Consider the following 13,457-nt stretch of genomic DNA (forward strand, 5'->3'; position numbering starts at 1 on the left):
TCCTACCCCGCCTTTATGGTCTTCAAGATGTTTACAATTTTGGTTAAATCAATTTGAGTTTCTCGACCATCACTCATCCTTTTTAATTGTGCCGTTTGTGATTCTAACTCACTGGCTCCAATAGCTAAAGTAAAGCGGGCCTGCAAACGATTAGCTTGCTTAAATTGCCCCTTAACTTTCTTAGAAGCATAATCCCGTTCAGCAGAAATTCCAGCTTGGCGAAGTTGATTTAATAACTGGGAAACCGCCGTTGAACTAGCAGGGTCAACGGTTACTAAGTAAATATCTGGACCAGCTAAGCTAGGCAAGGGAACATTTTCGTTTTCTAGTAATAATAAGAGACGTTCTAAACCAATTCCGAAACCAACACCAGAAACATCCGGACCGCCTAGTTGTTGAACTAAACCGTTGTAACGTCCTCCAGCAACGATGGTCATTTCACGATTATCAAAGGCGGGACTCTGAACCATAATTTCAAAAATAGTGTGATTATAGTAATCTAGTCCACGGACCATTTGTGAATCGACTTGATAATTAATCTTTAAGGCTTGTAAGGTTTTTTCAACTTGATTAAAGTGTTCTTTAGCTTCAGGAGTTAAATAATCTAAAATTTTGGGAGCTTGGGTAACTAACTCTTGATCTTTCGAATCTTTACTATCTAAAATCCGGAGCGGATTCTTCTCCAAACGAACCTGAGAATCAGCACTCAGTTGCTCTTTAAGAGGGTTCAAATAGGCTAAAAGAGCCTGATGATAATCTTTTCGGGTTTGGGGATCACCTAAAGTATTAATAACCACTCGATAATTGTGGAGTCCCAATTTTTGGAGATAAGTTAAGGCTACAGCAATAACTTCAACATCTAGATCGGGACTATCACTACCGAAAGCTTCAATTCCAATTTGATTAAATTGCCGTTGCCGACCGGCTTGGGGCCGTTCATAACGAAACATCGGGCCCTGATACCAGACCTTGTAGGGACTGAGATGGTCTGGACCAAAAAGTTTATTCTCTACGTAAGCGCGCACAACTCCCGCCGTGCCTTCCGGCCGCAAAGCTAAATGCCGGCCACCTTTATCCGCAAAATCATACATTTCTTTGGAAACAATATCGGAGCTATCTCCCGAAGAACGAGCAAAGACCTCATATTGTTCAAACAATGGTGTTCGGATTTCATGATATTGATAATTATTGAAGACCTCTTGGGCCACAGTCGTAATATACTGCCAGTGACGAACTTCTTCAGGTAATAAGTCCGCGGTACCCTTGGGTTTTTGATAACGCACGGGAATTCCTCCTTAATATTCAGGGGTTTTCGACAATAAAAAACACCCTTATAGCAAATAATGGTGTTAAAATAAAGGTATTTTTGAAGTTCGAAACAATACCGCTCCAGTGGGACTAACTTGTTAGTCCCACTAGCCATTTAATTTACTTAATTCATATTATAAGTTAACCATCCTCTTAAACAAAGTCAAGCCGCAAATCTAGGTTAAATCGTGTGCTTTAATATTTTTTATATTATAATGTTTTTGAAAGATAATCAGGGGAGTTTATGTTTATGAAAAGATCAAAGCGTTCTCCAATTCCTAATCCCCGTGTTTTTTGGACCTACTTAGTTGTTTTGGGTTTAATTCTTCTATCTGGAGTTTCAACTCTCTCTCTGGCCCAGGATAATCAAGTAGTTGTTAAAGCAAAGTTTTTAAATGTGCGGATGGGACCCAGCCTCGCCTATTCTACTATTATGCAGGTTAAGCGTGGTGAGACTTTAACTATTTTAAGTAAAAAGAATCAATGGTATCAGGTTCGCCTAGCTGGCGATCGAATTGGTTGGGTTGCTAGTTGGTTGATTGAAAATGGCGACGTGAATACTTCCCATAATACTGTTGGCGTTATTAAAGCTGTAAATACCGAAGTTTATAAGTATGCCGAAAAAAATTCCGAAGTCTTGGGAACTCTAAATCAAGGTCAACATGTTAATGTTGTTTATACGCAAAAAGACTGGAACCAAATTCTCTATCAAAATACCGTTGCTTGGGTCCCTGATTCCGCAATTTTGATGACCGATCAAGTTGCGCAAAAGATTAAAGACCCGACCCCCAATTCCCAGCAAGCGACGGTTAATATTCAGTCAGTAACAACTTTACAAAATAACACTAAAATTTATAAGCAAGCTAATGAACGTTCTGAAGTTGTGGCCCATGTTCCCGATCAAACGACACTGCCCTACTTAGGAACAGAGCATGATTTTTATAAAGTCAAACTAAATTCGGGAGATACGGGTTATCTATATAGTCGTTTAGTTTCTATTTCTGATAATAAGCATCAGATTAAGTCTGCCGCAACTAACTTATCAGAAGCAACGATTGTGATTGATCCAGGTCATGGTGGGCGCGACACGGGAGCTCTTTCGGAAAGTCAAAAGGGCTTTGAAAAAAACTATACCTTGGATGTCGCTTCACGCTTACAACAGCATCTGAAAAAATCGGGTGCAAATGTGATTTTAACGCGGAGCAAGGATCAATTTGTTGATTTAGCCGAGCGAGCTCGCTTGTCCAATAAGTTGAATGCCGATGCCTTTATCAGTATCCATTTTGATTCAACACCCAAAGGAGGACAAGCAACGGGGCTAACTACCTACTATTATTCGGCTAAGAAAGATCAACGTTTAGCGAATCAAGTTAACCAACAATTGCGTGGTCTTCCAATTTCTAATCGAGGAATTCGGACGGCCGATTTTGAAGTTACACGAGAAAATGAACAACCGGCGATCTTAGTTGAAGGAGGTTATATCAATAATCCTCACGACTTTAAGCAGATTAAGTCGGAACATTATCGCGACCAATTGGCCGCTAAAATTGCCACTGGTCTCGCTAATTATTTTAAATAAAATTAAAAACGGAGCTCAAAATTAAAATCTTGAGCCCCGTTTTTAATTTGTCTAAGCTTCGTAAATAATCGTCAAAGGACCATCGTTAACTAATTTAATTTGCATATCAGCCCCAAAGACTCCCGTTTGAACCAGAATTTGCGGATTATAAATTTGTAACTGCTGATTGAAACGTTGATATAATCTTTCGGCCGCTTGCGGGGCTAAAGCCTCCTGAAAGCTAGGACGATTCCCCTTTTTCGTATTAGCATAAAGGGTAAATTGGGAAATTGAGAGAAATTCCCCCTGAATATCTTGAATACTACAATTAATTTTCCCGGCTGGATCAGCGAAAACGCGACTTTTAGCAATTTTTCCGGCCAAATAATCGACTTGTTCCACCGTATCTTCTTGACCCAGACCAACTAATAAAAGAGCTCCCAGACCAATCTTGGCGTGTAGACTTCCAGCAATTTCAACTTGAGCTTCTTGAACACGTTGTAAAACAACTTTCATTTTTTTACCTCAGTTAATTAATGATTCGTTTAATATCGTAGACATCAGGGACGTTATTGATTCGCTGCATGATGTCTTTTAGGTGGGATAAGTTTCGAACGCCTACGGAAAGTGAAATATTGGCCATTTCATTATGGTCCATCCGGCCATTAATTCCCGCTAAGAGATTAGTTTGTTTATTAACCACTTGTAAAATGTCGTTGAGCAAACCGTTGCGATTATAACCAAAGACTTCTAATTTAACTACATAATTATGATTTTGGACATTTCCCCAGTTAGCTTCAATTAAGCGAGATTGCTGCTGATCATCTTGAATGTTAGGACAATTTTGCCGGTGAATTGTGACTCCCCGGCCTTTAGTAATATAGCCCACGATAGGATCCCCGGGAATCGGAGTACAACATTTTGCCATATGAATTAAGAGATTTTCAATTCCTTGGATCTCCACTTCCCTTTCTTCGGTCTCCGGAGCTGGGGTAGAAGTTTCTGGAATTGGAGTTTCAGTGTCAGCAGTTAAAATCTTATTTTCCCGTTCATTTTTTGTCTGTTGAGCATTTTTTTTGAGATTGACTTCGGTTAAACGATTAATAACCCCAATAGCTGAAACTTCTCCATAACCAACCGCGGCTAATAATTCTGATTCGGTTGTGAAGTTATAGTGTTCCAAAATCGGTTGCAGCTCTTTTTTATTTAAATAATGCTTCGGGGCTAGATTTCGATCAGTCAATTCTTGTTCAAGTTTACTGCGTCCCAGATCAATATTATCTTGGCGATCCATAATCTTGAAATAACGCTTGATTTTATTTCGGGCTCGCGCTGTATGCACTAAATTTTCCCAATCACGACTTGGAGAAGCATTAGATTGCGTCAAGAGTTCAACTAAATCACCATTGCGTAATTTATAGTCAAGGGGAACAATCTTGCCGTTAACTTTAGCGCCAATTGTGTGATTCCCAACTTCAGTGTGAACTTGGTAAGCGAAATCAAGGGGAATCGAATTTTGCGGCAACTCCATAACTTCACCCTTAGGAGTAAAGACATAAACTCGATCGGTGAAGATGTCTCCTTGGACATTGCGCATAAAATCAGTATCAGTCGATGATTCTTCTTGGATTTCCATAATTTCTCGAAAAACATCGATTTGGTGATCATTACTATCTAAAGTTAGTTTATTTTTTTTGCCTTCTTTGTAGGCCCAGTGAGCAGCAACCCCAAATTCAGCGATTTCGTGCATTTGATAAGTTCGAATTTGAACTTCCAAAGGACGTCCTTGAGGTCCGATAACTGTAGTATGCAGCGATTGATAACCATTAACTTTAGGAACCGCGATATAGTCCTTAAAACGTCCAGGAACAGGCTTCCATTGGGCATGAATGTTTCCTAACACTCCATAACAATCGCGAACCGACTTGACCATGATCCGAATCGCCAGCAGGTCATATAACTCACTAAATTGTTTATGTTTTTCGACCATCTTTTTATAAATAGAATAGATATGCTTAGCCCGACCGCTAATATCGTAATCAATTTTTAATTGGTCAATATTTGCTTTAACGCCCGCAATTGCTTCTTGAATATAGGCTTCCCGTTGATTTCGTTTGGAATTCATCAAATGAACGATGCGATAATACTGTTGGGGATTCAAATAACGAAGCGATAGGTCCTCTAGTTCCCATTTAATCGTACTAATTCCTAAGCGATCGGCTAAAGGAGCATAGATCCCTAAAGTCTCGTTGGCAATCCGCCTTTGTTTATCAGGACGTAAATGTTGCAAAGTTCGCATATTATGCAGACGATCCGCTAATTTGACCATGATAACCCGCATATCTTTAGCTGTCGCTAAGAGCATCTTGCGGTGATTAGCCGCCAGAAGTTCTTGGTGTGACTGATATTTATAGCGGGAAATCTTCGTGACTCCCTCCACGATGTTAGCGACATCATTCCCAAATAATTCCCGAATATCTTCCGAAATAATTGGAGTATCTTCGACAACATCGTGCAAAAATCCAGCCGAAACGGTATCAGGATCCATCCGCAAGTTGGCCAAGATTGCTGCTACTTGAATTGGATGAATAATGTAAGGTTCCCCTGAAGCACGCTTTTGATCACGATGAACATATTTTGCCATTTGGTAAGCTTTTTTAATATAGGTAATATGGCGTTCATTCATGTATTCTTGACAAATTGAAAAGACTTCAGTTGCAGTATAGATTTTTTCCTTCGACATGAAGTGTACTCACCACCAATTTTAAAATATAAGAAAAGCACACCCTAAGTGTGCTACTAATCTTAGTTAATGTAATTATGGAGAAAAAAACTGCTAATTACAATCTTTCTTATTTATTTTTTTCTAAAATAAAAGCTAAATATTCAATCAAAAAATAGAGGACTACTAGAAGATAAGCGTAGATACTTAGGGGATAACGCAATAAGACCAGCATCAAAAAGCATCCCGGAACAATTAAAAAAGTCCACTTGGCTTGTTCGTTTCTTTGAATCCAGCGACCGAAATACCATGCGTAGAGAGAATTAATGATCAAAAATAAGCCACCCACGCGTCCCGGTTTGCCAATTCCGAGAGAGCCAGTTAGTAAAGGTAAGGTAATGATAATGACAATTGTTAATAGTAGAATTGGACAATATCTTGAATTCCAAAAATTTCTAATTTGTATTTTCACTCGTTATTCCCACTTACTTAATTCAGTTTGATAGGAAACAGCACTCAAAAAATAGAGAGGTGCTGTTTCAGCACGCAAAATTCGCGGTCCTAAACCGCAAACTTTATAATTATTTTGCCTCAATTGAGTAATTTCTTCAACTGTAAATCCCCCCTCGGGGCCAAAAACTCCAATTAGCGATTGTTGGGGCTTTAAACTGGTTAAACTAGTCGTTAATTGTGCACCCTCCCCTTTTTTAGCCGCTTCTTCATAGGCTACTAGCTGACAAGAATAGCTGGTCGCGGCTATTTTTGCCAGCTGATCGTAATAGTGAACTTGCGGAACTAACAGCCGCTTCGATTGTTGAGCAGCATTTAGAGCAATTTGTTGAAGTCGAGCGAGCTTTTTTTCTTGAACGTTGGCTTTCCACTTCATAATCGAATAATGGGCTGGGAAAAAGATTAAATTGGTCACACCCAGTTCAGTAGCTTTTTGCGTAATCCATTCCAATTTATCCTTTTTGGATAAGGCACAAGCCAAAGTTACTTGTAGAGGCAATTCAGAGCTAACCCGCTTTTGTGGGACTAAATTCACCTGAAAAGTAGTCTGAGAAATATTTTTAATCGTAGCTTGATAAGTAGCATGGCCAGAATCGACAATCCAAAATTGATCCTTGACCCCTAGACGGAGGACCTTGATTAAATGTTGAAAATCAGCTTCGCCCAAGGTTAATTGCGTTTGATTTTGTAAGTCGAGGGCACTAAAGATTTGTTGCATGAACGTCTTCTCCCTGTTTTTGAAGTACTAAACAGCCCCAAGTGGGAGTTTGCATTAATTGAATCATCTTTAAGCCTTCAGCTTGTAAACTAACTTGAAGTTCAGCAGTCTTTTCGGTTAAAAAACCTGATAAGATAACTTGACCTTGGGCTTTTAAATGCGGCGCTAGTTGAGGAATCAACTGGCGCAAAGGTTCTTCTAACATATTTGCGGTAATTAAGTCGACTTGGCGGTCAATCCCATCTAATAAGGAATTAGTTCGAACCTTAATTTGGTCTTGGCAATGATTAAGATGGAAATTAGTTTCTGCAACCGAAATAGCTACCGGATCTAAATCATAAGCCCAAATTTTTTGAACACCCAATTTAGCCGCGGCAATCGCCAAAATTCCGGTACCTGTACCAACATCGATTAAAGAAGCTAGCTGAGGGGGACAAAACTGTTCTAAAGCTTGTAAACATAACTTAGTTGTCTCATGTTCTCCGGTCCCAAAAGATTCCTGAGGATCAATAAGGAGATCATAAGGTGATGTCGCTAATTCTTTTTGCCAAGGCGGAACAATCTGCATAAAATGACTGATTCGAGAAGCGTGGTAATAAGGTTGCCATTGTTGTCCCCAATTCCAAGTAACATTTTTAATGATCTCAATTTGGTATTGGCTAGGCTGAACTTGAAATTTCTGCAGTCGTTCTTGGAGCTCTTCTTGCCAAGAATGGGTTAGTTGATCCGCTGGCAAATAAATAGTCAAACCCTGATCTTGGGGAAGCAGCTCAATTCCGGTAATTCCTTGCAGAAGTAAAGTACTACTGATTGCTTCAAAATTTTGCGGAAGCGTAAAAATTTTTAATTGATTCCAGACTTTCATAAGAGATCCTTTGTAAATTCATTTTTTATCATTAGTGTACTATTATAAAATGTTAAACTTAGGAAAACAATATCCCGTAAGGAAGGTTCAAGATGTCCAAAAAACAAAAACACTTATCTAAAACCTTAGTTGAAAAAATCTTAGACAAAGAGAAAATCCCCTATCAAGCTTTAGAATTTCCAACTGAATTGCAAGGAGACGTTTATCAAATCACAACTGCTTCAACCCCAGCTCCGATCTATAAAACTTTAGTTTTAACCGGGACCCAAACGGGACCGTTAGTCGGTGTTTTACCTCTCCAGGCGCATCTAAGTTACAAGTTGTTAGCTCAATTATCCGGAAATAAAAAGGTCACCATGGTTCCCCTCAAGAAGTTGCAAGCAACTTCTGGTTTTATCCATGGAGCTAATAGTCCAATTGGAATTCGGGAACAACATAACTACCCGATCTTCTTTGACAATCAGGCCCTTAAGGATCAAAAAATTGCCATTTCTGCAGGAAAAGTTGGTCGATCTGTCTTAGTAGCTGCTAGCGATATCGCTAGTCTAGTTCAAGGTAAATTCGGTGACTTTGCGGTCTATAATAATGAAAATAAATAAGACGTAAGTTTCACCGAAAGGTGAATCCTATGTCTTATTAAGTGCCCCTGCCAAGGAGGTAAATTATAACATAGAGTTAAATTTATTTCTTTAAGCGTATATCTCTATTCGAGATATACGCTACTTTTAGCCTTAATCATCATAGAATAAGTAATTAATCCCCTGTATTAATCGAATTGTCCTTTTTTGCATGATATGTTTATCTCGAAGGGGGATTTTTATATCTAAAAATCTATTTGGAAATATTATTAAAAAAGTTCAGCAGCAAAAACATCTCAAACAAGCTCAGTTGGGACAATTGACTGGTTTTAAGTAAAATACCATTTCCAATTACGAGAACGGTAAAAGATCACTTACTGAACAAGATTTTGGAGTTTATGCTCAAGCTCTCAAAATGGCCGTTTCCGAATTACTAACAGCGGATCTTTAAATTCGGCCTCAGAATTATAATTATTTTGATTTAGAGTTGTTAGCCGGAATGCCCAAAGAATTTGATCTATTTACGACTTCGGGGATTCCCAAAGTTAATTTTTCCGAATTAGTTTTAGGAAAACAAAGTGACCCAGAAAGCTTTTTCATCACTCGAGCTAACGGAAACGCAATGGATCGAAGTATTCCTAATGGAGCCTTATTAATTGTAAAGAGGGTTAGCGACTGGCAGGAGTTGCAAGATGGCGTGATTGTAGTTTTTCAAAATTGTGAAAAAATGACAATTAAGCGTTACTACTATGACGATCAAACTAAGATTCGTTGTTTCAGTCCTGATTCGGCTGATGCCAATTTTAAACCGCACTGCTATCGTCAAGAAGATTTGAAGTATGTCAGAATCATTGGTCAGAGGGTCTCATATATTCAAAATTCTTAAACTGCAAATCACTTATTTTTTAAGATAGAAAAAATGATAATAGAGTTATTCGAAGTTTATATAATAGTGTTGATAATTGTGATCCAAAATAAGAATAATAACTCTAATAGTAAATCTAGAAAACAAGTGGCAGCAACTTTATTTTGTGATATTGAATCTTTGGATAAGTTAAATCAAACTGAGACTGCCCTGCGAAAAACATCAAAAATTGGCTTTTCTTGGAAACACTGTTTTCAAAAAACAAGTTGGCAACAATTATTGTCTAAGAACTAAAAACCTATTACTTTAAATAATTAGTGGATAATTTTAACCATTTTAGAGTTTAAAATAATTTAATTAATTTGAATTCTCTATAAAAGTAACCTTTATAACTATAAAAAATACACTTAGTTAAATAAATTAGCTGAGTGTATTTTTGTATGCTTTTAGTTTTTAGGAATCTACTAAGCAAAACCATAATTCCTACTATTAGTTATCGCTCTAACTAGATTAGCTTAACAAAGAGGGTTAGTCCGATTCAAAGAGAGGAACCGGTGTTTGACTAGGGACATCGAAGAGCCCGCGATCAGAAATTTTTAGAGCCGGAGAAACCAGTAACGATAACGTAGAAAAAGACATGATTTCATTAGGATTTCGGTAACCTAATTCGCGCATCTTTTGCCGTACCTGTTGGATTTGTCGACTTAAAACAGGCATCGGAGCTGGGCTAATAATTCCCCCTAAAGGAAGCGGGGCGTTAGCTGTAATTTTCCCCTGTTGCGCCACCAAATACCCCCCTTGTTGAGCAATTAGTTGATGTTGAATCGCCAAAATAGATTGGGAATCGGTCCCTAAAATCATTATATTATGATGATCGTGGGCCCAAGTAGCCCCCACGGCCCCGGGTTGAGTTAAGGAATTAGCAACTAAGCCATAAGCTAGACGTTGACTTTTTCCATAGCGCTCTTGCACTAGCAGTAAGGCTAGACCAGATTCTTTCCACTGAACTTGATGGTTGATGACCTTTAATGATCGTTGGCTGCGCTCCGTAAAAGTTCCCTGCTCGTTAATTGCAATTACATTGGTCTTAACAGTTCCCCCTTCTTGCGGAACTTGTAATTCTAAATCTGTTGTCGTCAATTTACGAGCATGGACGCTTTGTTCAAGTTCAGGCAAAAAATTAGTTTGGGATTTTTCCCAAGCGGTTTCATCTGGAACCAACTGGCCATTTTTATAAACAGCCGCAATTTGAAACTTTTGATAGTCATCTAAGACAATAAAGTCGGCTTGTCGTCCCGGAGTAATCGAGCCGCGATCCCATAAGCCCATGCGTCGGGCCGGAGTATAAGTGGCCAAATAAATTGCCATTTTGGGGTCTAAACCGCACTGAATTGCTAGTTGAACTAAAGCATTCAAGTGTCCGTGAGTTAAGTCATCCGGCAAAACATCATCAGTAACTAAGGCAATATGTTCTTCTAACTGATGTTTTTGGACAGCTTGAATGACTTCTGGAGTAATTGATTTTCGCTGAAGTTGGACAAACATCCCATTGAGAACTTTTTCAACAACTGAAGCTGCAGTTTGTTGAGTATGATCAGAAGTAATGCCACTGAAAATAAAACGGGCTAAATCTAAACCTTGATATCGGGGACAATGCCCTTCCAAAGGCATGGTTGGGCGAATTTTTCGACAACTAGCAATAATTTGACGAATCAGTGATTGAGTTTCAGAGGTGATTCCTTGAAAATTCATCGCCTCTCCTAAACAAATCACTTGGGGGTTTTGGAGGAGAGCTTGAACTTCTGGAACCCCAATCGTCCCTCCCGTAGTTTCCAAATCAGGATTGGTTGCTGGGACGGAGGACGGAATTGCGTAAAAAATATCAATTGGTGCTGGTTGCTTCATGAAAGCTTCTAACCCAGCTAAGCCAGCAACATTGGCAACTTCATGGGCATCAGCAACTACGGTTGTGGTCCCCCAAGGAGCTACAGCACGACCAAAGTTTTCGGGAGTCGTCATGGAACTTTCAATATGCATATGAGAATCGACTAGTCCCGGAACGAGATATTTTCCCGCTAAATCTAAAGTTTCTTGAGCTTGCACTTCTGAATAATCCGAAGTCAACCAGTAAAACTTACCGTCTAAAACGGTCACTGCCTGGGGAATAAAATCACGTAAAACGCTGTTGTAAACTAGGGCGTTTTTAATTAATAAATCAACTTGAGCCATTGTGTCCCTCCCTTACTATTGATTTAAAATCCGATTCCATTGTTTAACCCAGCTAGCTAGATGGCGATTAATATAAGTGAAATCAAGCATTCGGGCTCTTTGAGCGACATCACCGTAAGTTTTATTCTTAGCAGCTGCCCCTTGAAGTTGGACCTGTTGATTAACTGGTGCATTGTTTAGTGACGTTGGGGCGGCTACTTTCTTTTGAACCGATTTACTTAAGCGTTGGTTGAGATATTGATAGGCTAATTTTTGTTGTTTACTGTGGCGCACGATGGCCAGAGTATTGTAGTTGGCATAAGTTCCTTGTTGGGGAACGAGGTAGGTCGTTTGCGGGGCGGCCTTTTCAATTATCCCAACCGCAAAATCTCCCACTACTGCCGCTTCAATCTCACCACTCTTAAACATATTTGCTAGATCAGAAGCTTGGGAGTAGGTCTTCACAATATTCGGCCGGAGTTGACGTAAAGCTTGAAAAGCTGCTGCTCCTTGATCTTGAGTTACCGGAATCTGCGCGTGATCGCCGGCTAAGTAAACCATTGCGGGTCCAAAAGTGGTTGTGATATCAGGAATTGCAAGTTTATTTTGCAGTTTTTTCGACCAGAGTTGATCCCAAGAAGTAATTTGACCTAATTTTTTCGGGTTATAGATGATCCCTAAAGAATTAACAGTATAGGGAAGACTATTTGTTTGGCGCGCTAACTTTTGTTGTGTCGGAGTCAAGGTCGAGAAGTTTTTAATCTTTTTAAAATCTAGCTTCTGGAAAAGTTGTTTCTGATTACCCGTCAAAGCATTATTTTGCGAAAGTTCAATCACATCAATTCCACTACGAGAATTATGTTCAATTTGGGTATAGCGAGCTGAACTAGCCCCTGATTGAACGTGAACTTGGGCCTGATGTTGTCGCGCAAAAGGTTGAGTAACATCACGGGCCATTTGGCGGGTAGAAATTCCAAAAGTAGATAAATTCAAGGTGGTTGAGGCGGATTTAGAAGCACATCCTCCCAAACTAAAAGCAGTTAAAGTGACGCCTACTGTCAATAGCAATTTTTTGGTAATTTTCAAAATAAAGACCTCCTAATCGGTTAACGGTAACAAAGCAGTTACAGGAAGATTAATAGTAACAGCCGTATTTAAAGGATAAGTTTGCTCTTCCGCAATGACTTGCAGAGTTCCTAAGTCGGTTTGTATTTGGTAATTGTAACGCCCACCTAGATAGGTGCAATCAATAATCTTCCCCTTGATTTCGTTAGGGCCCGAGCCAAAACGGATGGCTTCAGGACGAATTGTCAACCATTGGGCCTTTTGACCAGTCGCTTGGGTGGTTAATTTTTGACCAGTAACTTGATAATGGTAGGCATCTTCTTGCTGAAGAACATTAATAAAATTAGCGTAACCGAGGAAACGGGCTACAAATTTGGTTTGGGGCTGTTGATATAACACTTCCGGGGTCCCAATCTGTTCAACGCGACCTTGGTTTAAAATGGCAATTCGATCAGAAATAGCGAAACATTCGGTTTGATCGTGAGTCACCATAATAGTTGTGAGCTGAAACTTTTGTTGGAGACGGCGAATTTCTAAGCGCATCTCGAGCCGGAGTTTAGAATCCAAATTGCTTAGAGGTTCATCCATCAATAATAACTGTGGTTTAACAACTAGCGCCCGGGCTAAAGCAACTCTTTGTTGTTGGCCCCCAGATAATTCACGAGGATAGCGGGCAGCTAAAGGTGTGAGTCCAGTACTAGTGAGCATTGCTTGAACAGCTGCTTCAATTTCAGATTTCGGGCGATGCGCTTGCCGCAGACCAAAAGCGACGTTTTCAAAAACAGTTAAATGCGGAAAAAGGGCATAGCTTTGAAAAACCATCCCAAACTGTCTTTGATAAACCGGAACGGTCTTTAAATCAGTTCCATTAAGTAAGATTTGGCCACTGGTCGGAGTTAAGAATCCGGCAATTAGCCGTAAAGTCGTAGTCTTTCCTCCCCCACTAGGTCCTAAAAGTGAAAGTAGTTCTCCTTGATGAACAGTTAAATTCAGATCTTTGATTACTGCCGGAGTTCCCGGATAATTCATATTTAAATTTCGTAAGACTAATTCGGTCACT

At 39.5% G+C, this 13,457-nt stretch carries 12 protein-coding genes; 3 read left to right on the forward strand and 9 right to left on the reverse strand.

Annotated elements, in window-relative coordinates:
• Positions 1 to 2: 2 nt before the first annotated feature.
• Complete coding sequence (gene hisS / locus HU830_RS01330; protein WP_176942016.1) at positions 3 to 1,283, reverse strand: histidine--tRNA ligase; 1,281 nt, start codon at positions 1,281 to 1,283, stop codon at positions 3 to 5.
• 275 nt (positions 1,284 to 1,558) lie between these two features.
• Here hisS and HU830_RS01335 point away from each other — a divergent pair, with 275 nt between their 5' ends.
• Positions 1,559 to 2,887: an N-acetylmuramoyl-L-alanine amidase gene (locus HU830_RS01335; protein WP_176942017.1), complete on the forward strand. Its 1,329-nt coding sequence runs from the start codon at positions 1,559 to 1,561 to the stop codon at positions 2,885 to 2,887.
• A gap of 51 nt (positions 2,888 to 2,938) precedes the next feature.
• Here HU830_RS01335 and dtd read toward each other — a convergent pair whose 3' ends face one another.
• The 5 genes from dtd to HU830_RS01360 all read right to left on the reverse strand — a co-directional run bounded on the left by dtd (position 2,939) and on the right by HU830_RS01360 (position 7,681).
• Positions 2,939 to 3,382 (reverse strand): D-aminoacyl-tRNA deacylase, encoded by a 444-nt coding sequence (dtd, locus tag HU830_RS01340; protein WP_176942018.1) that lies wholly within the window; start codon positions 3,380 to 3,382, stop codon positions 2,939 to 2,941.
• 13 nt (positions 3,383 to 3,395) lie between these two features.
• Positions 3,396 to 5,609, reverse strand: a complete 2,214-nt coding sequence (locus HU830_RS01345; RefSeq protein ID WP_176942019.1) for a RelA/SpoT family protein — start codon at positions 5,607 to 5,609, stop codon at positions 3,396 to 3,398.
• 109 nt (positions 5,610 to 5,718) lie between these two features.
• Entirely contained in the window at positions 5,719 to 6,060 is a 342-nt protein-coding gene (locus tag HU830_RS01350; protein ID WP_176942020.1) for a hypothetical protein, read from the reverse strand.
• Between the two features lie 3 nt (positions 6,061 to 6,063).
• Complete coding sequence (locus HU830_RS01355; protein ID WP_176942021.1) at positions 6,064 to 6,816, reverse strand: RsmE family RNA methyltransferase; 753 nt, start codon at positions 6,814 to 6,816, stop codon at positions 6,064 to 6,066.
• Positions 6,800 to 7,681, reverse strand: coding sequence for a 50S ribosomal protein L11 methyltransferase (locus HU830_RS01360; protein WP_176942022.1), 882 nt, complete (start codon positions 7,679 to 7,681; stop codon positions 6,800 to 6,802). The genes HU830_RS01355 and HU830_RS01360 overlap by 17 nt, the downstream gene beginning before the upstream one ends.
• A gap of 92 nt (positions 7,682 to 7,773) precedes the next feature.
• Between HU830_RS01360 and HU830_RS01365 the strand changes: the two genes are divergently transcribed.
• Together HU830_RS01365 and HU830_RS01370 are read left to right on the forward strand one after the other, a co-directional pair.
• Positions 7,774 to 8,280 carry an aminoacyl-tRNA deacylase gene (locus tag HU830_RS01365; RefSeq protein WP_176942023.1) on the forward strand — a complete coding sequence of 169 codons (507 nt, stop codon included), beginning with the start codon at positions 7,774 to 7,776 and terminating at the stop codon, positions 8,278 to 8,280.
• A 478-nt stretch (positions 8,281 to 8,758) separates the two neighbouring features.
• Positions 8,759 to 9,145 (forward strand): S24 family peptidase, encoded by a 387-nt coding sequence (locus tag HU830_RS01370; protein ID WP_176942024.1) that lies wholly within the window; start codon positions 8,759 to 8,761, stop codon positions 9,143 to 9,145.
• Between the two features lie 507 nt (positions 9,146 to 9,652).
• Here the strand turns inward: HU830_RS01370 and HU830_RS01375 are convergent.
• The 3 genes from HU830_RS01375 to HU830_RS01385 are packed head-to-tail and all read right to left on the reverse strand — an operon-like array spanning position 9,653 to position 13,456.
• Positions 9,653 to 11,353 (reverse strand): adenine deaminase C-terminal domain-containing protein, encoded by a 1,701-nt coding sequence (locus tag HU830_RS01375; protein ID WP_176942025.1) that lies wholly within the window; start codon positions 11,351 to 11,353, stop codon positions 9,653 to 9,655.
• A gap of 15 nt (positions 11,354 to 11,368) precedes the next feature.
• Positions 11,369 to 12,418: an ABC transporter substrate-binding protein gene (locus HU830_RS01380; protein ID WP_228765683.1), complete on the reverse strand. Its 1,050-nt coding sequence runs from the start codon at positions 12,416 to 12,418 to the stop codon at positions 11,369 to 11,371.
• A 12-nt stretch (positions 12,419 to 12,430) separates the two neighbouring features.
• A complete protein-coding gene (locus HU830_RS01385) occupies positions 12,431 to 13,456 on the reverse strand; it encodes an ABC transporter ATP-binding protein (RefSeq protein ID WP_176942026.1) in 1,026 nt (341 codons plus the stop codon).
• Position 13,457 lies beyond the last annotated feature (1 nt).

Source organism: Bombilactobacillus apium, assembly GCF_013385145.1.
GTDB classification, from domain to species: domain Bacteria; phylum Bacillota; class Bacilli; order Lactobacillales; family Lactobacillaceae; genus Bombilactobacillus; species Bombilactobacillus apium.